Here is a 19,439-nt window from a genome sequence, read left to right on the forward strand (position 1 = left end):
GGCACGTTCATGCGTTCTGTGCCAACAGGGGGCGCGAGACAGTGATTCATATCGTGTAATCACTTCTCTGCTGGGCGAATATCGCGCAACGCGACACCAGCCTAGAGAGATAGCTTAGTTCAATGTATCCAGCGATCGTGAGTCTTGGCGAACTAATTGCTGTTCATAATGGTCTACTAATGCATTGATGGCCGTTTGTCCCTGTGCCGATGTCAGAGGGTGGAGCAATGCCAGCATCTGCAAAACGCCTTTGTAAATCACTCCCGCATGGATTTGTGTTTGTGGGGCTTGTGCACTTTGGTAGAAAATCCAGCTTGACGCCACCTGCTTAAGCGTTTCTCCGACCGCAGATAAGGCACTGTCATTAAGGCTCAGCCAACCAGCTTGGCGATAATGGAGCAAGATGGTCATCAAGTTGGTTTGCAGTTGTTGCTGTGCTCCCAAGTATTTTTGCTGCAGCGCGTCATCACGGCGCAAAATGTCCGGCAGATTGGCGTAAAAAAACCGGTAGCGCCACATCAAGCTAAAGGTCGCGTCTAAGTAATGCTGCAACAAGGCTTGGGTATCGTCGCGAGGCTGACTAGGATCAAAGGCAAGAGCAAGATCTTGCGCGTATTGGTCGAATATACTGTGTATAATCGCCTCTTTATTACGGAAGTGATAGTAAAGGTTCCCAGGGCTGATCCCGAGATCTGCCGCGATATGGTTGGTGGTGATATTCGGCTCACCGTGTTGATTGAATAAAGCCAGTGCAGCATGGATAATTCGGTCTCGGGTTTTCATGTATGGTTCAGTCCTCTGCCCGGTTGATGCTCAACCATACTATCACAGTCAACAGTAATGGCGACGGGGTCGGTCGCCATATAGAGATGAATTAGGTAACGATATGATTTTTGTGACTGGTGGTGCTGGCATGATTGGCAGCAACTTAGTAAAAGCACTGAACGCGCAAGGCTACCGTGACATCGTGGTGGTCGATAACCTCAAAGATGGCACCAAATTCGTTAACCTGGTTGACCTCGACATCGCGGACTACATGGATAAGGAAGATTTTCTTACCCAAATCATGGCCGGTGAAAACTTCGGTCCTATCGAAGCGATATTCCACCAAGGCGCCTGCTCGGCGACCACTGAGTGGGACGGCAAATACATGATGCTCAACAACTACGAGTACTCGAAAGAACTGTTGCATTATTGTATTGACCGCGATATTCCCTTTCTCTACGCCTCGTCAGCAGCCACCTATGGCGGCCGCGACAGTGACTTTATTGAAGCGCCAGAGTATGAGGGCGCGCTGAATGTTTATGGGTATTCCAAGCAGCAATTCGACAACTATGTCCGTCGTGTGCAAGAAGATGCCAAGGCCCATGGTGAGACACTGCCACCGATTACTGGCTTCCGTTATTTTAATGTGTATGGTCCTCGCGAACAGCACAAGGGCAGCATGGCGTCAGTGGCTTATCACCTCAATCAACAAATTCTAAAAGGCGAAAATCCCAAACTTTTTGAAGGCAGTGATACCTTCAAGCGTGACTTTGTCTATGTCGGTGATGTTTGCGCGATGAACATTTGGTTCTGGCAACAACAAATCAGCGGGATTTACAACTGTGGTACCGGCCGGGCCGAGCCCTTTAGTGCGGTTGCCAACGCAGTTATCGACTTCCACGGTCAAGGAGAGATTGAAGAGATCCCCTTCCCCGAACACCTAAAAGGTCGCTACCAAGCGTACACGCAAGCGGATCTGACCAAAGTGCGTGAAGCGGGATACACCGCCTCCTTTAAGACAGTGGCGGAAGGTGTTGCCGCTTATCTAGCCGAAATCAATCGCTAATAAAAGCAATTCGTCCTCCTTGATGGTGGGACGCGAGAAAGAGCAATGACAAAACAGCGACACGATTACGACACGCACGCGTATAACCCAGAGTTCTCGCGTGCTTACTTAGCGCCCAAATACTGGGGCACGTGGCTGATGCTACTCATCGCAATGCCCTTCAGTCTTCTGGTGCCGGCGCGCGGTAAGCATCGCTTCGCACAATGGGTGGCGCGCAAACTGGTTAAAAAGAAAAAAGGCACGATCCTTAACGCCTGGCTTAATCTGGAAGCCTGCTTTCCCGAGAAATCGGTGCAAGCACGCGAAGCCATATTAGTCGACACCTTGACCACCGCAGGGGCCTTTTTGCTGAGCTTTCCGCTGATCACCTTGCGCAGTCGCCAGTGGTTTCAACACCACTGTGATGTGACTGGCATGGAACATATCACTCGGCACACTGATAACGACGAAGCAGTGATCCTCTTTGTGCCCCATACTTGGGCCATCGATGCAGCCGCGATTTTATTTGCCTCGCAAGGGCTCCCCGTGGCGGCATTCTCAAAACGACAAAAAAACCCGCTACTAGACTGGCTGATGCATCGCCAACGCGTACAATATGGCGGTAACTGTTATGAGCGCGAGGCAGGGATTAAGCCCTTTATCCGTGCAGTTAAGCGCGGATTTTTGGGCTACTACTTGCCCGACGAAGATATGCGAGATGAGAGCAGCGAGTTCGTGCCGTTTTTTGCCACCACCAAAGCGACCTTGCCGAGTCTAGGCAAGTTAAGCAAAGTCACCCGCTCGCATATTGTCCCTGTGCTGTCAGGCTTTGATGCCCAGACGGGTCGGTTCGTCATCGAGGTGCACCCTGCGTTTAACGACTTCCCAACGGGAGACAGTCGCACCGACGCACGCATGATGAACCAGCAAATCGAAACCATGCTCGACGGTCAGCTGGATCAATACATGTGGATCTTGCAGCTACTTCGTACTCGCGAGGACGGCCGTAATATCTACCAAGAAGCAAAGAGGAAACGGGCATCATGACCAGCGTATTAATCATTGGCCCATCATGGGTCGGCGATATGGTGATGTCGCAGTCTTTGTATAAAACCCTCAAGCAACAGCACCCGGATGCCAAGATTGATGTCATGGCACCCGCTTGGTGCGCGCCGATTCTCGCGCGCATGCCCGAGGTTAATCGCAGCATTGAAATGCCACTCGGCCATGGCGAATTGGCACTGGGTAAGCGCTACCAACTGGGGAAACGCTTAGCAAAGTACGGTTATGATCGCGCCTACGTGTTGCCTAATTCCGCTAAATCCGCACTGATCCCGTGGTTTGCGGGGATCCCGACGCGTACGGGTTGGAAAGGTGAAATGCGTTATGGCTTGCTCAACGACCTGCGTCCCAACAAGAAAGCGTTTCAATACATGGTTGAGCGTTATGTTGCCCTCGCTCACCCGCGTACCGAGATGCAAAGCTATGCCTCGCTGGGCGGGCTCGACAACCTCCCTAAGCCGGCGCTAGACATCGACCCAGACGCCCAAACGACTGTCATCGCCAAACTGGGATTAAACCAAGACAAACCCGTGATTGGTTTATGCCCGGGTGCCGAGTTCGGGCCGGCCAAAAAGTGGCCTGAGCAGCACTATGCTGAGGTCGCACGCCAAGCGCATCAACAAGGCTACCAAATCTGGCTATTTGGCTCGGCGAAAGATGTTGAAACCTGTGAAAAAATTGCCGCTCTCGCAGAGCATGCGCCTAATATTCATGTATTGGCAGGCAAAACCAACTTAATCGAAGCCGTCGACCTTTTAGGCGCATGTCAAACCGTGGTCAGCAATGACTCGGGGTTGATGCACATCGCCGCGGCAGTCAACTGCCAAGTGATCGCCATCTACGGCTCGACATCCCCTGATTACACCCCGCCGCTGACCAGTAAGGTCGATATTGTGCACACGGATATCGAGTGCCGTCCTTGCTTCCAGCGCGAATGTCCCCTAGGGCACTTAAAATGTTTAAACGATCTCGCCCCGAGCCGAGTTGTAAAAAGGATTCTACCGTGAGCACCAATAGTACGACACCATCCGTATCTCGATACTTTAGACATCAGTTGTATTACCAAATCACCCGTTTTTTCCTGTTCGGTTATGCCTTGTGTGCAATCGCATTTCCTGACGTGGGTGAAGTCTTCCGCGCAGGCTTTTTGTTGTTAAGCTTACCCTTGCTTTATACCCATTGGCCTCAACTGAAAAAAGACCCCATTATGTGGGCCTTGTTCGGTGTCATTATTGTCCAATGCCTGAGTTGGGCAAATAGCTTGATACAGATCCCTGATATTGCCAATGCCTATCCACATGTCGACCGGCTGGCAAAACTGTTTTTGTTCGTCCCCATCGGCCTCGCCTTGCAAGGGCGAAAAGACACCGTGATTGGGCTCGCCGCCTGCTTTGTTCTGGGCGTGTTCATTGCTTGCTATACACAAAGCGACTTCTCAAACCAAATTCAGCAACTGCTCCACACGCACCGCGTAGACTTTGGCTTAAAGAATGCTCAATACACCTCCATGCTGGGCGGTGTGATCGCGATTATTTCGGCGTTTAGCTTTTATCTCGTCGACAAAAGTCGCTGGACGCTTCGCGCGTTCTTTGCACTTTCAGCCATCCTAGGCCTCGTATTGACACTGGTCAGCCAGTCGCGACAAGTGTGGCTTGCCCTCGCGATCGTCAGCGCATTAACGCCGATACTGCTGTTCTTTGTGGGCGTCATTGAGGGAAAGAAGAAGTTGCTCCTAGGCTATGCGTTTGTCGTCGTCACCCTGTTTGCAGTCAGTCAATCTGACTATATTCAAAACCGCGCGCTAAAAGAGAGCGCGGTTATTTCGAGCGTGGTCCAGGGCAACCTCGATAACATCCCGATGACCAGTGTCGGTGTCAGGCTCAACTCTTGGTTAGCCGCTTGGGATGTATTTCAAAAGAGTCCCTTGGTAGGCCTGGGGGAAAATGGTATCGGGCATGTTATCTCTTCATCTGAAAAGCTATCTGCATTAAAGGAGAATACTCCTAGATACAAAAACCTATCTCATTTACATAGTAGCCATATTGAATCGTTAGTCGCATATGGCTTAGCAGGCTTTGCGTTGATTTTGTTTACCTACTTCCAGCTTGCTAAGCGTTGCTTTGTCGCTCGCGATACGTCGGAGAACGGTAAGGTAGTCGCATTCTTCTCTATCGCCTTTTTTATCTACTGGCTAACGATCAATGCCTTCGAAACCTTTAACAGCCGAAGCCTTGGCGTATTTGCTTTTGTGATTGTGTCAGGCTGTTTTTACTCACTAGCAAACATAAAAAACAACACACAGGATGAGCATTGATATGCGTGTCGCGATTGTCGTCAATTGTCTGAAACTCGGTGGTATGGAGAGAGTCGCGGTTAATTTATCCGGTGCATTCGCCGCCAATGGTGACGATGCCACGTTAATCTATCTCAAAAATCGACCTCAAGATATAAAGCCGACGTCGGATGTTGACGTCCGCCTTTTTGATCTTAAGAAATCAGTGTTAAAAACTGGCATAGGTGCGCTTTATTATTTGATTTGTAAACTGGTTAATGCACTGGTCAGCAAAACCTTCCCACTGCTATTTGCCTATCCCAGTGCTTTTTTCTTCAAGCGAAAATTACGGCAGCTCGAAGCGGAAAAAGGACCGTTTGATTTGGTCATTTTTCGTGGCCAAGGCACCTTTGAACAACTCTGGCCGCTGCATGATGACCGCTTTGTCTATGTCTGTGAAAACATTATCAAGCCACAGCAATATGGCGTTTTATCCGGTGTAGTTTACCGAGCGCTGTTCGATAAGAAACGTATTGTCTGCGTCTCAGATGGTGCCTACAACACGTTCCAATCCCTGACTCAAACACATGTCATCACGCCGTCTCAAGCTAGAGTGATTAGCAACCCTAACAACGACGTGTATATCCGTGAGCAGGCGGACAAGGTAGAGCCCGATATGCACCCTCGACCTTTTATTCTTGGCCTTGGGCGACTCACTCAAGTAAAGAACTTTACATTACTGGTCGAAGCATACGCGCACCTTGTTAAGACATATGATATCCATCACGATCTGGTTATCGTGGGTGAAGGTAAAGATAGAGACAATATCGAGGCGTCAGTAAAAGCACTCAAGATTGAACATCGCGTGTTTTTCAAAGGCGCACGTAAAAACCCCTTCCCATGGTTTAAACACGCCGATCTTTTTGTATTGAGCTCAAGGTTTGAAGGGCTCGGCATGGTATTACTTGAAGCTCTGGCCTGTGGCACACGCATCGTCTGTACGGACTCCCCTGGCGGTGTTCGTCAAATAATGAATGGCGAATTAGAGAAGTATCTGTGTAATCAAGAGCAAATATCGATGTCAGATTGCATGAAAAAAGCACTCGATACCGGCTGGTCTACGGAAGAACAAGCATACGTTCACGATAAACTCGCTGAATTCAACCAAGCCACGATCGTCCAAAAGTACAAAGAGCTAAACCAAGATGTCTTTCAGAGCACAGATAACAAAGGATAAACTCATGATCACAGGCGTCGTCATTACGCTCAACGAAGAAAAAAACATCAAAGCTTGTATCGAGTCGCTCCAGAAGGTGTGCTCTGACATTGTGGTGGTTGACTCGCAAAGCACAGATCGCACGCTTGCCATTGCAAAGCAACTCGGTGCCACCGTAGTCACTCAAGCTTACCTCGGTGATGGCCTGCAAAAAAACGTTGGCTTAGCGCACACTGACAATCAATGGATCCTGAGTATTGATGCTGACGAACGTCTTACCGAAAAAGCAGTGCAGCAAATCCAAGCGCTAGATTTGGTCAATACAGCGCATGATGCCTTTGCCTTTCGCCGTCGTAACCATATTGGTAGCCGCTGGGTGAAACAGTGCGGCTGGTATCCAGACTACTGCATTCGCTTGTATAACAAATCAAAAACTCGTTTTGCCGAGGTTAAGCAACACGCGGCAGTACAGGCTAAAAATCCTAAACAGCTTGATTGCGATCTCATCCACTACTCCTTTGAGAACATCGGACAGCTCTTTGCCAAGCCTGGGCGTAACTTTAGCGGCCGTGCCGCGAAAATCATGTATCAAAAGGGCAAGCGCGCCAACGCATTCTCACCGTTTATACACGGACTCAATGCATTTATTCGCAAATATCTGTTTCAGCGGGGCTTTTTAGGCGGTGTTGACGGGATGACAGTCGCACTGAGCTCAGCCGTCAATAGCTACCTTAAGTATGCCAAACTCTTGGAGTTTCAACGCGATCCGAAAGTATTGGAAAACGAAGACTTCAATAAGGTGTGGTGACAATATGCACATTTGTCACGTCAATCTCGCGTCAGGTTTTAGCGGTGGTGAACGTCAAACCCTCACCTTGATACAGCAACAAGCCCAAATGGGCTATCAGCTCACCGCAGTGGTGAACCCCAAAAGCCCGCTGGTCCACGAACTTCGTGCGATACCTCAATGCCAGATCGTGCTTTGTCCGCACTATACTCGGCGACACGGGCGCTCAATCACCGCAACATGCGATCTGGTCCATGTCCACGAAGGCCGCGCCATTTATTGGGCGTTGCTTCAACACCTATTGCATCGTGTTTCCTACATAGTGACACGCCGTATTGATAACCCTTTAAAGAAAAAGTGGTTATCTCAACTTGCTTACCGCAAAGCCAGTGCGCTGGTCGGCTTGAGCTCGGAAATTATCCATCAACTAGAAAAACGCCATCCCGATGCCAAGTTAGTCAAAATTCCTAGCTCTCCTGTCACGTACCCTGTATCGCAAGATAAAGTTGAGCAAATCAAAGCGCACTTTCGTGGGAAATTTTTGGTCATTCATGCCGCCAATATGTATGCGCATAAAGGCTTTGATGTCACTATTGAAGCTGCACGCTTACTTGCTGACACATCACCTGACATCCAGTTTTGTTTACTGGGTGATGGCAAAGAGCGCGCGTCACTCGAGGCGCAAGCTCAAGGGCTCACGAATGTGCATTTTATGGGTAAACAAACCAATATGGGAGATTGGTTTTCGGCGGCAGATCTGCTCGTTCACCCGTCCTATACCGAGGGGTTGGGCTCAGTCATTTTAGAAGCAATGGCAGCAGGGCTACCCGTGATAGGCGCTCGAGCCGGCGGGATACCTGATATCATTGAAGACAGCATCAGCGGCTACTTAATCACACCAGGCGATAGTGCATCTCTCGCCGCGAGGACCCTCAAAATCAGCAAAGATGATGTCATACTTTCCCAAATAAAAGAAAACTCCGCAGCTAGAATAAAACAGTTTGGCATATCTGAGTGCGCTAAAAAATATGAAGTCTTATATAAAAAAGTAAAGAGTTAACCTTTCAACTGGTCGAGGCCATTAGAAGCCCAAAACGCTTTTGCTTGAACGGTTCTTTGAAAGATTTCTTTGTTAGTTGACGGCCTCGGTAATTCGTGGTGATACATGTGTAATAACGCCGCACCAAATTTGATAGCCTTGGTTCGCACGCCCACACCTTTCAGCCTGAATTCTATATCAGTATCTTCACCCACTGCTGGCGCCTCATAGTTCATATCAAAACCGTTTATTCTTTCTAAATCTTTCTTATATATGGAAAAATTACATCCTATAATCGATCTTGGCTTCGAGGAAAGGCTCGTTAAACGTTGCAACCAAGGCAGACACAGGCCATTTTTAAGGTGTTTACCCGTATACTCTGTCGTGTTTTTCTCATATCGATTACCTAGATAGTCGACCAGCATGGAGAGTATATACTTATGACTAAATGTAGACTTATTATTAGCTTTCACCAGTAAATCCGTGTACTTCTTAGACAGCTCAACTCTGCGCCCACAAGCGACAACACCCGATTCAGCAGCCTGTAGATGATCTCTGACAAATCTATTTTGAGGAACGCAATCGCCATCAATAAATATTAAGTAGTCGCTTTTGGATGCAAGTACAGCCTTATTAAGAATTCTATTTTTCCTAAAACCCTTATCTTCATGCCAAACATGTGTAACAGAAAATGGCAGTTGCTCTACTCTTACAGATAACCAGTCTTTCACTTCTTCTTTCGAACCATCATCGGCTATCACGACATTAAAATCATGATTCCATTGCTCAATCAATGATTGAAAGATCAGTTCCAAAGCGTTTTTGTTATTGTAAAAAGAAATAATCAAGGTTGCAGATGTCGTTTTCATAGCAGTCGTTGTTCATAAAATGCTGCGGTAACTGTATCATATCATTCCTATGTGTGGTCGGTATGAGGGCCTACTTGTGCGCTGGATATATACACTATTACTCACGCTTTCCGCCCCTTTTTTGCTTGTCGGACTTTATCGTAAACGGCCTGGTAAGCCTGCTGTTGGCGAGCGATGGCGTGAGCACTTTGGCGGTACGCCCAACGTAGACGGTCAGCCTATTTGGCTCCATGCGGTGTCGGTGGGAGAAGTACTCGCGGCAAAGCCGGTGATCAGCGCACTGCAACAAGCCTATCCAGACGTGCCGATCCTGGTCACCACCACCACCGCCACCGGCGCAGAGCAGGCCAAGCATCTTGATGGGATCATACACCGCTATATGCCGGTTGATTTTCCTTTTTCGGTAAAAGGTTTTCTCCGCGCGGTGTCACCACGGGTGTGCGTGATCATGGAAACTGAGCTTTGGCCAAATACCTTGCATCATGTGGGTCGAGCGGGCATTCCCATTACGGTTATCAACGCCCGGCTTTCTCAAAAAGCTTGCCAACGCTATCAGAAAATCGCACCGCTCTTTCAAGCCATGAGTAAACATATCGACTTAATCGTTTGTCAGCATCAAAACGACCAAGCGCGCTTTGCAAGCCTCGGTGTCGCTGACGACAAGCTTGCGGTGGCTGGCTCGGTGAAATTTGATATTAAAGCCGTGGATCCGGCGTTGGGTGCCACACTTCGCCAAGCGCGCGGTGATCGCCCTTGCTGGATAGGTGCCAGTACTCACGCGGGAGAAGACACCACCTTGCTCGCCGCTCACAGTGTATTACTGCGCGATTATCCAGACGCGCTACTGATACTGGTCCCTCGCCACCCTGAACGTTTTGATGATGTTGCCCAGCAAGTGGCTAGCCAAGGCCTCAGTGTGCAGCGACGCACCGAGGGTGAGCCGCTGGCACTCAGTACTCAAGTTTATCTTGGCGACACCATGGGAGAGATGATGACCTACCTTGCTGGCGCAGATGTGGTAGTGATGGCGGGTAGCTTTCTGGGTACCAAAGTAGGTGGGCATAACCTGCTTGAACCCGCGGCGTTAGGCAAGCCCCTTTTAACGGGCCCAAGCTATTATAATTTCCAAGTGATCGGCGATGCGCTGATTGACGCTGGCGCCCTACAGGTGTGTAACGACAGCCAAGATCTCGCTGCCAAAATCGGCGCCTTTTTCAGTGCCCCATCCCTTGCCGCACAGGCCGGCAACGCTGGGCTCTCTGTGGTAGAGCAAAACCGCGGCGCGGTCGAGCGCACTTTGCAGGCGATCGCGCCCTGGCTTAATCATCCACGCTAGTGCGCTACTTACGGATATGATTGTAGCCTTTTAATACGGCAGCCCAATCTTCGGGTTGCCAACGGATCTGACGCTTCTCTTTTTCTTTTTTAAACGAGCGGTGGAGGCGGGCAAGGTTATCCTCTTTCCACTGCTCTCCATCACGCTGCTGGCACTTATCGAAGTCAATCAACCACAGCTTTCCTTTTCTATCACGCAGGATGTTGTGGATATTCAGATCGGTATGACACACGCCGGCGTCGTGTAGGCGGCGAACCAGCCGACCAATGGCACGGTAATCATGGGTAAGTAAGCTATTCTCACTCAAGACAGCAACTAGATCACGCGCGCCTGGAATTTTCTCCACTAAGATATCGGCACGGTAGGTGCGGCCATTTTTTATCGCGCGCGCGGCGACAGGGCGAGGAACAGGCAGCTTTTTCTCGCGCAGATAAGCCAGTAAGTTGAGCTCCGCACCACAACGGGTCGCCTCCCATCCTTGAAACCAGTACTGATCTTTAACGAATTTACCAAACAAACCACCGCGATAGTAATGACGTAACGCCATCTCCATTTTCGGTCCTCGGATAAAAAACGTGGTACCGCGCCCTTTGGCTGAGCCAGTGACCGCCGCTTGCTGGTGCCAAAAATGAATATCAAAATACTGACGAGGATCGCCTTCCACCAAGGCAGAGTCATACCAAATACATTCGTTCTCGCGTTGCTCGACTTCTATACTCACGATTTTTCCTGTTTGCACACTGACGCTGGCGCGCATCAGTGTACCTTGCTCGTCAATGGATTCACAGACAAGACCTCGCGGGGTTGCAAGAACAATGCGTGATGAACAAGGATTTGATAACCTCTTCCCATAACAACGTTTTTAAGGATAAACCAGTGACACACAAACAGCATACACGCGTGATTTATCCGGGCACATTTGACCCCATCACCAATGGCCACCTGGATCTGATTGAACGTGCGGCACGAATGTTTGATGACGTGATTGTGGGGATCGCGGCCAGCCCGAGCAAAAAACCATTGTTCGATCTGGATGAGCGAGTGGCACTCACCCAAGCCGTTACCGCACATCTTCCCAATGTTTCTGTGGTTGGTTTTTCAGGGTTACTGGTCAATTTTGCCAAGCAGTACCAGGCCAACATTCTGGTGCGAGGCTTGCGCGCGGTCTCCGACTTTGAGTATGAATTCCAACTCGCCAATATGAACCGCCGGCTGATGCCCACACTGGAAAGCGTCTTTCTTACCCCATCAGAGGAGCATTCGTTTATTTCCTCTACTTTGGTCAAAGAGGTCGCGTTGCACGGCGGTGATACCCGTGAGTTTGTCGCGCCTAGTGTGTTGACGGCCTTGCAGGCCAAGCTGCAAGGCAAGACACCGTCATAAGGGCTGGCATTGCGGGCAAAATACGGTTGCCCGCTGGCCGATAATGATACGTTCAAGCGCCGAACCACACACTGGGCAAGGCTGGCCCGACTTGCCATAGACACGCAGCTCTTGGGCGAAATAACCCGCTTTACCGTCTACCTGAGTAAAGTCTTTCAGCGTCGTGCCGCCTTGGGTAATTGCCGCCGCTAGCACCGTTTTAATTTCGTCCACCAAGCGCGTTGCTTCAGCTAAAGAAAGGCTACCTGCGGGGCGTTTGGGGTGGATCCCGGCACAAAAAAGCGATTCATTGGCGTAAATATTCCCCACGCCTACCACTACCGCGTTATCCATAATAAAGCTCTTCATCACCATTTTTTTCCCTTTCGCTTTCGCTAACAGGTACTCGGGATCAAACGCATCCGTTAATGGTTCAGGGCCTAATTTGCCTAAAACGGCATGAGGCGTCTCACCCTCTTGCCATAACCAAGCGCCAAAGCGGCGTGGATCATGATAACGGATCAATCGTCCGTTACTAAGAATGACATCAACATGATCGTGCTTCTCAGGTGGTTGTGACAGGGGGAGGACACGCAAGCTTCCCGACATTCCCAAATGGACAATCGCGGTGCCTACGTCAGTTTCCAGTAATAGGTATTTGGCGCGACGGGTCACCCGGCGGATCACCTGCCCTTTAAGTTGCTGCAACGTATCAGGAATGGGCCAACGCAGCTTAGGCTGACGAATCGTTATGTCGGTCACCGTTTGTCCTTCGACATACGGTATGATGCCTAAGCGGCTCACTTCCACTTCTGGTAATTCTGGCATAGGGATGGCTCTGGGTTCTCACGATTTCGATAACGGGAAAAGATACCGACTATCAACAGAAACTGCTAGCCATTGGCCTTGCTCATTTTGCATTAACCAAAACTGGGGTTGCTGATAATAGGTAATGCGGATCGGCTCTTTCTCTGGGCCAAAGGTCAACTCAAGCGTACGCGGAGCCGTTAATTGGAGGCGCAATGACTGTAAGGTGGTTTCATCCACTTGTGTCCCCGTTAATCCAAGCCAGCGCTGAGCCAGCTCCGTCGGACTAATCACGAGAGCCTTGTCGGTTTGCCAACCATCCAGAGTGCGGGTCAAGGTTAAATGCGCAAAACGTAGTGACAGGACCTCACTACGCGATTCCACCAGCGCGATCACCCCCTCAGGCATAGCATGGGATTGACGCTGATGACGTAAATAATCGGGTAACAGCATTAAGCCAAAAAAAACCACCACTGAAAAAATCAGGATGTTGTTCCATGTCTGCCGTTTTAGCTTCATGCTTATCCACCCACCGATAATGCCATGCTTACCTTTCGCAGTATAACCGCAAACGCTGGCAGATTTTAGTTATAAAAAAACCCAGCCGAGGCTGGGTCTTTTTCAAAGCATCCATCAAATTACTTGATTTTAGCTTCTTTATACATAACGTGCTTACGAACTACAGGATCAAATTTCTTGATCTCGAATTTACTCGGCATGTTACGTTTGTTCTTATCTGTAGTGTAGAAGTGACCAGTACCCGCTGAGGATACTAGACGAATCTTCTCACGAACGCCGCTTTTAGCCATTCTCTAATTCCTCTTATACTTTCTCACCGCGGGCACGCATATCTGTCAGTACAGATTCGATGCCTTTTTTATCGATGATGCGCATACCCTTAGTGGACAGGCGCAGTTTAACGAAGCGTTTTTCGCCTTCTACCCAGAAACGATGAGTTTGCAGGTTCGGCAGAAAACGACGCTTGGTGGCGTTCTTAGCGTGAGAGCGGTTGTTACCAACTACAGGACGCTTGCCAGTTACTTGGCATACTCGTGACATGAAAGTCTCTCCAAAATCGTTTCGGCTCGATATCAACCTTGTCCGCCAGTCCTGCAACGTTAAGGTCAGGTCGAAGGTCAAGGCTATCAAAGGTGGCGCATTATACTAACAGAATTCAGATTGCTCAAGTCCCGAGCAGATCCTTTTATACGCTTTTTGATCGTTTTTTTCGCCAAAGGCGATCTTTAGGGGGATAACAACCAACCTCTTTCGGCGAACGATACCACATCTCCATCCCCAACCACCAGATGATCTAGCACGCGAACATCCACTAATGACAAGGCATTGGCGATTTTATCGGTAATGTGTCGGTCCGCTTGACTCGGCTCAGCAACCCCAGAAGGATGATTATGGGCCAAAATTAACGCCGCCGCATGCAGCTCCAACGCGCGACGAACAATTTCTCTCGGATAAACACTCGCCGCATTATGGGTTCCTTCAAATAATTGCTCATCCGCGATCACCCGATGCTGGTTATCAAGGAATAATACATAGAAGGCTTCACGCGGTCGGTCGCGAAGTAACGTAGAGAGGTAACGCCGAGTGTGATCGGGGCTGGTTAGGGCATCGGTTTTACTCAAAGTCTCTTTTAAATAGCGCCGACTGAGCTCAAGCACGGCTTGAAGCTGCGCATATTTCGCACTGCCTAACCCCTTCCGCTGGCAGAAGACGGATTGCTCGGCCCCCATCAACGCTCGCAACGAACCAAAATCATTGAGTAAGTGGTCAGCCAATGCGACGGCACTCATTCCCGTCACGCCCGTGCGTAAAAATATCGCTAACAGCTCAGCATCGGACAAGCTGTCTGCGCCACGCGCCAATAAGCGTTCTCTTGGGCGGCAGTCTAAGGGCAAGGTTTTTAAGCTCATTATTATTCCTCTTCAACGTTGCCGCCAGTTAAAGTAAGCGTCTACCATGCCGCAATCTCTTTTCCTTTTAACTGCGGCGCGCTCGTGGTTTTATCATGTGCCACCGTCAACGCTTTCAGCCACGCGCTAGCCATATCACATGCAACGCACGTCACACCCCATGCGGATTCATGCGCTCAAACAAGCTTTTTGCGCTAAGGATTATGGTATGGTTTCGTCATTGTCGTTCAAACACACAGAGCATTATGGCCAATAGTTCACAGCAGCCAGCCCAGACGCTGGCCGGTAAACGTATTCTGCTTGGCATGGGTGGCGGGATTGCCGCGTATAAGTGTGCCGATCTCACCCGCCGCCTCATCGAGCGTGGGGCCACCGTCAAGGTGGTGATGACCCATGCCGCAAAAGAGTTTATTACACCATTGACCATGCAAGCCGTTTCTGGGCATCCCGTGTCTGATAGCTTGCTCGACCCGGCTGCCGAAGCCTCAATGGGACACATTGAACTGGCTAAATGGGCGGATCTCGTGCTGATTGCCCCGGCAACTGCCGATTTGATGGCCCGGATCCACGCTGGCATGGGCAATGATTTGCTCACCACCGTATGCTTGGCCACCGATGCGCCTCTGGCGATTGCGCCAGCGATGAACCAGCAAATGTACCGCGCCCAAGCCACCCAGGCGAACTTAAGCGGGCTGCGGGCTCGTGGCTGCCTGATATGGGGGCCCGATAATGGTGCGCAAGCCTGTGGCGATGTCGGCCCAGGGCGCATGCTCGAGCCTCTGGCCTTAGTGGCCGAGTGTGAGCACTGGGCAGGTCCCAAACCGCTTTCTGGCAAACGAGTGATGATTACCGCCGGCCCCACCCGAGAAGCGCTGGACCCTGTTCGTTATCTGTCTAATCATAGCTCTGGGAAAATGGGCTATGCCCTCGCCGAGGCAGCCGTAAGTTTAGGGGCCGACGTGACCTTAGTCTCTGGCCCAGTCGCGCTGTCAGCGCCGGCAGGTATCACGCGTATTGATGTCACCAGCGCCCAACAAATGCATGATGCGGTGCATGAAAGCATCACCGACCAGGATATTTTTATCGGCTGTGCCGCGGTCGCGGACTACCGTCCACAGACCATGGCCGAGCAGAAGATGAAAAAGCAGGCTGATAAAGACATGATGACCGTCACCATGGTGAAGAATCCCGACGTTATCGCCTCGGTAGCGTGTCTCACCCAGCATCGTCCGTTCACTGTCGGCTTTGCTGCCGAAACCCAGGATGTCGCAGCCTACGCGCGCGATAAACTGGCGCGCAAAAAACTGGATATGATTTGTGCTAACGATGTGTCTCAATCCGATCAAGGCTTTAACAGCGATCGCAATGCCTTGCATCTGTTTTGGCCTGGGGGAGACAAGGCCCTGCCTGTCGCGGAAAAGCGCACATTAGCCCACGAGGTGATGACGCACATACATGCACGCTATTTACAGCAAACCATCCAGGATGAGCATTGACGCGGGTGAGAGGGGCAACCTACTTATCGCCAAAATACAAGTTCAAAAGCGTGCGCCATGGCCACGCTTTTTGCTTTTAATACAGAGACCTCGTCGCTAAGATAGCCATAAAGACTGACACTCGGCGGCACCTCTCCATGATGCCTCTTTTAAACGTCGCCAGAGTGATAGATAAAAAGACAAAGGAATCGCATCCATGGCAGCCCCAAAAAAAAGTAATCGCCGCGAAGAGATCCTCCAAGCATTAGCGCAAATGCTGGAGTCAACCCAAGGGAGCCAACGCATCACCACCGCCAAGCTTGCCGAGCAAGTGGGTGTATCAGAGGCCGCGCTTTACCGTCACTTTCCCAGCAAAGCACGCATGTTCGAGGGTTTGATCGAGTTTATCGAAGATTCACTGTTATCCCGTATCAACCTGATCATTGAAGAAGAAAAAGACACCTTGGTCCGCCTCAAGTTGATTCTGCAATTACTGCTGGTGTTTGGTGAGCGTAATCCGGGGCTAACACGCATCATGACAGGTCATGCATTGATGTTTGAGCAAGATAGATTGCAAGCGCGTATCAACCAGCTGTTTGAACGCGTCGAGGCACAGCTTAAGCAAGTACTGCGCGAGCGTCGTTTACGTGAAGGAAAGGGGTTTCCATTGGATGAGGCGGTGCTTGCCAGTCAATTGATTAGCCAAGTGGAAGGCGGCTTTTGTCGCTACGTACGCTCGTCATTTAAACAGCTACCGACCGCCAATTTCGAGCAATACTGGCAACTGCTCACCAATCAACTGCAGTAAATAGCAGTGCAACGAGCGTAGTGCAGCTGGCGCACTCAAGCCAGCCAGCTGCACACGTGTGACTTAAATCCCGTAGCTCGCCTGGTACGCTTTCACCGCCGCTAGATGAGCCGGATCCGCTTGGCTTTGCTCCAAATAGGCGACCAAGTCCGACAAGCTGATAATGGAAACCACCTGGCAACCGAAGTCACGCTCCACTTCTTGAATCGCCGACAACTCTCCTTGGCCACGCTCTTGGCGGTCAATCGCCACCAACACCCCAGCAAGCTGCGCCCCTTGCGCCTGAATCAGTGTCATTGACTCACGAATAGCGGTACCTGCAGTGATCACATCATCCACCAACATCACACGGCCACTCAGCGCGCTGCCTACCAAGTTACCGCCCTCACCATGGTCTTTGGCTTCTTTACGGTTGAAGCAATAAGGCGTATCCACATTATGGTGCGCAGCAAGCGCTACCGCGGTGGTCGTTGCAATCGGGATCCCTTTGTACGCAGGACCAAACAACACATCGTAATCAATCCCTGCATCCATCAACGCGGCCGCATAAAATTCACCCAGTTTTGCCAAGTCTCGCCCAGTGTTAAACAAGCCGGCATTAAAAAAGTACGGACTTTTCCGCCCTGATTTAAGGGTAAACTCGCCAAACTTTAACACCTCACGCTCTAGGGCAAACTCAATAAACTGGCGCTGATAGGCTTTCATTCGTTCCTCTCTTGGTTGTCTTGGTGACACGCCACATGTCACCCGGGGTCGGATAGATAAAAAAATAGCCCCCGATGTGGGAGCTATTCAATCTGTTATGCGTCGGCGAGTGCCGATTTTTGCGCGACGACAATGTCATCAATGCCCTTACTGGCCAACGCGAGCATCGCGTTCAGCTCATCTGGCGTAAACGGCTCCGCTTCGGCAGTGCCTTGCACCTCAATCATGCGGCCATCTTCGAGCATCACCACATTCATGTCGGTATCTGCCGCCGAGTCTTCCACGTATTCGAGATCGCAAATCGGCGTTTGCTGATAAATGCCCACCGACACGGCGGCCACATGACCACGCATGGGGTTAGCCGCCAGCTTGCCATTACGTACCAGTGCATTAAGCGCGTCCGCCAGTGCCACACTCGCTCCAGAGATGGACGCGGTACGCGTGCCACCGTCGGCTTGAATCACGTCACAGTCAACCGTAATGGTGCGCTCACCTAAGGCTTTTAAATCCACCGCGGCGCGCAAACTGCGGCCAATCAAGCGCTGAATTTCGACGGTACGGCCACCTTGTTTGCCGCTTGACGCTTCACGGCGGTTACGGGTGTGGGTCGCACGTGGCAACATGCCATACTCGGCAGTCACCCAACCTTGGCCCTTGCCTTTTAAAAAGCGCGGCACGCCCTCTTCAATCGTGGCGTTACAAATCACCTTGGTATCACCAAAGCACACCAACACAGAGCCTTCTGCGTGGGCCGTAAAACCGCGGGTAAAGCTAACGGGACGGATTTGGTCGAGTGCTCTTCCACTTGGGCGCATGCAAGTTACCTTATTGACTGACAGAATGTGGTCGCGATTATACGTGTTTCTCCGCTCGCTTGCGATCCCTGTCCGCCCCTCACACCAAGACAGCTGACGCAAGAAGAGCAGATGCGTATACTCTTAACTATTCACTCTAAGCACACAAAGCAGGTACACATGATCCACAGTATGACCGCCTACGCCCGACAAGAACTTAAGGGCGACTGGGGCAACGCGGTTTGGGAAATCCGTTCCGTTAACCAGCGCTACCTCGAAACCTACATTCGCATGCCTGAGCAGCTACGTAGCCTTGAGCCTGTGGTACGCGAGCGTTTTCGCAAGCGCCTTGCCCGCGGCAAAGTGGAATGCAACCTGCGCTTTGATACCTCACAAGCCAGCCAAGATAAGCTCACTATCAATGAGGCGCTGGCCAAGCAAGTGATTCACGCCGCCAAATGGGTAAAAGAGACTGCAGGTGAAGGCAACATCAATCCGTTTCAAGTACTGAATTGGCCGGGTGTAATGGAAGCGCCGGAGCAAGATACCGATGAGTTGCACCGTGTTTTACTCGAAGGTTTAGATGACGGACTAGAGGCCTTTATTGCGGCTCGAGCCAGCGAAGGCGAGAACATGAAAGCCCTGATTGAACAGCGACTCGATGCCATTAGCGCCGAAGTGATCAAAGTGCGTGAAAAGATGCCCACCGTGATTGAGTGGCAGCGTGAACGCTTAACCACACGTTTGGAAGAAGCCAAAGTGGAACTCGACCCAGCCCGCGTTGAGCAAGAAATGGTGATGCTGGCGCAAAAAGTGGATGTTGCAGAAGAGCTTGACCGCTTGGACTCACACGTTTCAGAAGCACATAAAATCCTCAAAAAAGGTGGCGCTTGCGGCCGACGCTTGGACTTTATGATGCAAGAGTTCAACCGCGAAGCCAACACCCTCGCCTCCAAATCAATCAGCACCGAGATCACCGCCTCCGGCGTCGAGCTCAAAGTGCTTATCGAACAAATGCGCGAGCAGATCCAGAATATTGAGTGATAAATAGCGGTTCGCGGCACTTAACTATCAGTCATATAAAGACAGCTCGGCTCTACAGGTCGGGTTGTTTTGTATTGCCTATAGCGTTATGCGAGTAGGCCCCTTTTGCGGGAGCGGTAAAGCAA

The 19,439-nt window shown here is 50.6% G+C and carries 22 protein-coding genes; 12 read left to right on the forward strand and 10 right to left on the reverse strand.

Going from position 1 to position 19,439, the window contains the following annotated elements; genetic code table 11:
- Positions 1-114 precede the first annotated feature (114 nt).
- The gene (locus tag BUQ98_RS10190; protein ID WP_074213751.1) at positions 115-783 is read right to left on the reverse strand and encodes a TetR/AcrR family transcriptional regulator; all 669 of its coding nucleotides are present in this window, start codon (positions 781-783) and stop codon (positions 115-117) included.
- Between the two features lie 103 nt (positions 784-886).
- Here BUQ98_RS10190 and rfaD point away from each other — a divergent pair, with 103 nt between their 5' ends.
- From rfaD to BUQ98_RS10225, 7 genes are read left to right on the forward strand one after another with little or no spacing between them, the layout of a single operon-like run.
- On the forward strand, positions 887-1,831 hold the full coding sequence (gene rfaD, locus BUQ98_RS10195) for an ADP-glyceromanno-heptose 6-epimerase (protein WP_074213752.1): 945 nt from the start codon (positions 887-889) through the stop codon (positions 1,829-1,831).
- Between the two features lie 45 nt (positions 1,832-1,876).
- Positions 1,877-2,857, forward strand: coding sequence for a lauroyl-Kdo(2)-lipid IV(A) myristoyltransferase (gene lpxM, locus BUQ98_RS10200; protein WP_074213753.1), 981 nt, complete (start codon positions 1,877-1,879; stop codon positions 2,855-2,857).
- Positions 2,854-3,879, forward strand: a complete 1,026-nt coding sequence (gene waaF, locus BUQ98_RS10205; RefSeq protein ID WP_074213754.1) for a lipopolysaccharide heptosyltransferase II — start codon at positions 2,854-2,856, stop codon at positions 3,877-3,879. The genes lpxM and waaF overlap by 4 nt, the downstream gene beginning before the upstream one ends.
- On the forward strand, positions 3,876-5,186 hold the full coding sequence (locus BUQ98_RS10210; RefSeq protein WP_074213755.1) for an O-antigen ligase family protein: 1,311 nt from the start codon (positions 3,876-3,878) through the stop codon (positions 5,184-5,186). Before waaF ends, BUQ98_RS10210 begins: the two co-directional genes overlap by 4 nt.
- Entirely contained in the window at positions 5,176-6,381 is a 1,206-nt protein-coding gene (locus BUQ98_RS10215) for a glycosyltransferase (protein ID WP_254813921.1), read from the forward strand. The genes BUQ98_RS10210 and BUQ98_RS10215 overlap by 11 nt, the downstream gene beginning before the upstream one ends.
- Before the next feature lie 4 nt (positions 6,382-6,385).
- Positions 6,386-7,168, forward strand: coding sequence for a glycosyltransferase family 2 protein (locus BUQ98_RS10220; protein WP_074213757.1), 783 nt, complete (start codon positions 6,386-6,388; stop codon positions 7,166-7,168).
- A gap of 4 nt (positions 7,169-7,172) precedes the next feature.
- The gene (locus BUQ98_RS10225; protein ID WP_074213758.1) at positions 7,173-8,207 is read left to right on the forward strand and encodes a glycosyltransferase family 4 protein; all 1,035 of its coding nucleotides are present in this window, start codon (positions 7,173-7,175) and stop codon (positions 8,205-8,207) included.
- On the opposite strand, the gene BUQ98_RS10230 is transcribed toward BUQ98_RS10225, so the two are convergent.
- On the reverse strand, positions 8,204-9,055 hold the full coding sequence (locus BUQ98_RS10230; protein ID WP_074213759.1) for a glycosyltransferase: 852 nt from the start codon (positions 9,053-9,055) through the stop codon (positions 8,204-8,206). The genes BUQ98_RS10225 and BUQ98_RS10230 overlap by 4 nt on opposite strands.
- A 76-nt stretch (positions 9,056-9,131) precedes the next feature.
- Here BUQ98_RS10230 and waaA point away from each other — a divergent pair, with 76 nt between their 5' ends.
- Positions 9,132-10,391 carry a lipid IV(A) 3-deoxy-D-manno-octulosonic acid transferase gene (gene waaA / locus BUQ98_RS10235; RefSeq protein WP_074213760.1) on the forward strand — a complete coding sequence of 420 codons (1,260 nt, stop codon included), beginning with the start codon at positions 9,132-9,134 and terminating at the stop codon, positions 10,389-10,391.
- Between the two features lie 4 nt (positions 10,392-10,395).
- Here waaA and BUQ98_RS10240 read toward each other — a convergent pair whose 3' ends face one another.
- Positions 10,396-11,106, reverse strand: a complete 711-nt coding sequence (locus BUQ98_RS10240; protein ID WP_074214201.1) for a 3-deoxy-D-manno-octulosonic acid kinase — start codon at positions 11,104-11,106, stop codon at positions 10,396-10,398.
- Between the two features lie 161 nt (positions 11,107-11,267).
- On the opposite strand from BUQ98_RS10240, the gene coaD reads away from it, so the two are divergent.
- Positions 11,268-11,774: a pantetheine-phosphate adenylyltransferase gene (coaD, locus tag BUQ98_RS10245; RefSeq protein ID WP_074213761.1), complete on the forward strand. Its 507-nt coding sequence runs from the start codon at positions 11,268-11,270 to the stop codon at positions 11,772-11,774.
- Here coaD and mutM read toward each other — a convergent pair.
- The 5 genes from mutM to radC form a co-directional block, all read right to left on the reverse strand.
- Complete coding sequence (gene mutM / locus BUQ98_RS10250) at positions 11,769-12,581, reverse strand: bifunctional DNA-formamidopyrimidine glycosylase/DNA-(apurinic or apyrimidinic site) lyase (protein ID WP_074213762.1); 813 nt, start codon at positions 12,579-12,581, stop codon at positions 11,769-11,771. The two genes, coaD and mutM, sit on opposite strands and share 6 nt — an antisense overlap.
- 18 nt (positions 12,582-12,599) lie before the next feature.
- Positions 12,600-13,079: a hypothetical protein gene (locus BUQ98_RS10255; protein ID WP_074213763.1), complete on the reverse strand. Its 480-nt coding sequence runs from the start codon at positions 13,077-13,079 to the stop codon at positions 12,600-12,602.
- Positions 13,080-13,198: 119 nt separating this feature from the next.
- Positions 13,199-13,369, reverse strand: coding sequence for a 50S ribosomal protein L33 (rpmG, locus tag BUQ98_RS10260; RefSeq protein WP_025673846.1), 171 nt, complete (start codon positions 13,367-13,369; stop codon positions 13,199-13,201).
- Between the two features lie 13 nt (positions 13,370-13,382).
- A complete protein-coding gene (rpmB, locus tag BUQ98_RS10265; RefSeq protein ID WP_025673845.1) occupies positions 13,383-13,619 on the reverse strand; it encodes a 50S ribosomal protein L28 in 237 nt (78 codons plus the stop codon).
- Between the two features lie 185 nt (positions 13,620-13,804).
- Positions 13,805-14,488, reverse strand: a complete 684-nt coding sequence (radC, locus tag BUQ98_RS10270; RefSeq protein WP_074213764.1) for a RadC family protein — start codon at positions 14,486-14,488, stop codon at positions 13,805-13,807.
- A gap of 245 nt (positions 14,489-14,733) precedes the next feature.
- Between radC and coaBC the strand changes: the two genes are divergently transcribed.
- Both coaBC and slmA read left to right on the forward strand, forming a co-directional pair.
- On the forward strand, positions 14,734-15,984 hold the full coding sequence (gene coaBC, locus BUQ98_RS10275) for a bifunctional phosphopantothenoylcysteine decarboxylase/phosphopantothenate--cysteine ligase CoaBC (protein ID WP_074213765.1): 1,251 nt from the start codon (positions 14,734-14,736) through the stop codon (positions 15,982-15,984).
- 196 nt (positions 15,985-16,180) lie between these two features.
- Complete coding sequence (gene slmA, locus BUQ98_RS10280) at positions 16,181-16,771, forward strand: nucleoid occlusion factor SlmA (RefSeq protein ID WP_025744387.1); 591 nt, start codon at positions 16,181-16,183, stop codon at positions 16,769-16,771.
- 63 nt (positions 16,772-16,834) lie between these two features.
- On the opposite strand, the gene pyrE is transcribed toward slmA, so the two are convergent.
- Together pyrE and rph are read right to left on the reverse strand one after the other, a co-directional pair.
- Complete coding sequence (gene pyrE / locus BUQ98_RS10285) at positions 16,835-17,476, reverse strand: orotate phosphoribosyltransferase (RefSeq protein ID WP_074213766.1); 642 nt, start codon at positions 17,474-17,476, stop codon at positions 16,835-16,837.
- Between the two features lie 95 nt (positions 17,477-17,571).
- Positions 17,572-18,291, reverse strand: a complete 720-nt coding sequence (gene rph / locus BUQ98_RS10290) for a ribonuclease PH (protein WP_074213767.1) — start codon at positions 18,289-18,291, stop codon at positions 17,572-17,574.
- Positions 18,292-18,450: 159 nt separating this feature from the next.
- On the opposite strand from rph, the gene BUQ98_RS10295 reads away from it, so the two are divergent.
- Positions 18,451-19,314, forward strand: coding sequence for a YicC/YloC family endoribonuclease (locus BUQ98_RS10295; RefSeq protein ID WP_074213768.1), 864 nt, complete (start codon positions 18,451-18,453; stop codon positions 19,312-19,314).
- Positions 19,315-19,439 lie beyond the last annotated feature (125 nt).

The sequence above is a fragment of the Salinivibrio sp. ES.052 genome (assembly GCF_900141775.1).
Lineage (GTDB): Bacteria > Pseudomonadota > Gammaproteobacteria > Enterobacterales > Vibrionaceae > Salinivibrio.

Bases quoted from the DNA above. Each gene is read 5' to 3' on its own strand.
- lpxM (WP_074213753.1), top strand. From the start codon at position 1,877: ATGACAAAACAGCGACACGATTACGACACGCACGCGTATAACCCAGAG.
- coaBC (WP_074213765.1), top strand. From the start codon at position 14,734: ATGGCCAATAGTTCACAGCAGCCAGCCCAGACGCTGGCCGGTAAACGT.
- radC (WP_074213764.1), bottom strand. From the start codon at position 14,488: ATGAGCTTAAAAACCTTGCCCTTAGACTGCCGCCCAAGAGAACGCTTA.
- slmA (WP_025744387.1), top strand. From the start codon at position 16,181: ATGGCAGCCCCAAAAAAAAGTAATCGCCGCGAAGAGATCCTCCAAGCA.
- BUQ98_RS10225 (WP_074213758.1), top strand. From the start codon at position 7,173: ATGCACATTTGTCACGTCAATCTCGCGTCAGGTTTTAGCGGTGGTGAA.
- BUQ98_RS10220 (WP_074213757.1), top strand. From the start codon at position 6,386: ATGATCACAGGCGTCGTCATTACGCTCAACGAAGAAAAAAACATCAAA.
- BUQ98_RS10230 (WP_074213759.1), bottom strand. From the start codon at position 9,055: ATGAAAACGACATCTGCAACCTTGATTATTTCTTTTTACAATAACAAA.
- pyrE (WP_074213766.1), bottom strand. From the start codon at position 17,476: ATGAAAGCCTATCAGCGCCAGTTTATTGAGTTTGCCCTAGAGCGTGAG.
- BUQ98_RS10295 (WP_074213768.1), top strand. From the start codon at position 18,451: ATGATCCACAGTATGACCGCCTACGCCCGACAAGAACTTAAGGGCGAC.
- mutM (WP_074213762.1), bottom strand. From the start codon at position 12,581: ATGCCAGAATTACCAGAAGTGGAAGTGAGCCGCTTAGGCATCATACCG.
- rpmG (WP_025673846.1), bottom strand. From the start codon at position 13,369: ATGGCTAAAAGCGGCGTTCGTGAGAAGATTCGTCTAGTATCCTCAGCG.
- BUQ98_RS10255 (WP_074213763.1), bottom strand. From the start codon at position 13,079: ATGAAGCTAAAACGGCAGACATGGAACAACATCCTGATTTTTTCAGTG.
- waaF (WP_074213754.1), top strand. From the start codon at position 2,854: ATGACCAGCGTATTAATCATTGGCCCATCATGGGTCGGCGATATGGTG.
- BUQ98_RS10215 (WP_254813921.1), top strand. From the start codon at position 5,176: ATGAGCATTGATATGCGTGTCGCGATTGTCGTCAATTGTCTGAAACTC.
- rpmB (WP_025673845.1), bottom strand. From the start codon at position 13,619: ATGTCACGAGTATGCCAAGTAACTGGCAAGCGTCCTGTAGTTGGTAAC.
- rfaD (WP_074213752.1), top strand. From the start codon at position 887: ATGATTTTTGTGACTGGTGGTGCTGGCATGATTGGCAGCAACTTAGTA.
- BUQ98_RS10190 (WP_074213751.1), bottom strand. From the start codon at position 783: ATGAAAACCCGAGACCGAATTATCCATGCTGCACTGGCTTTATTCAAT.
- rph (WP_074213767.1), bottom strand. From the start codon at position 18,291: ATGCGCCCAAGTGGAAGAGCACTCGACCAAATCCGTCCCGTTAGCTTT.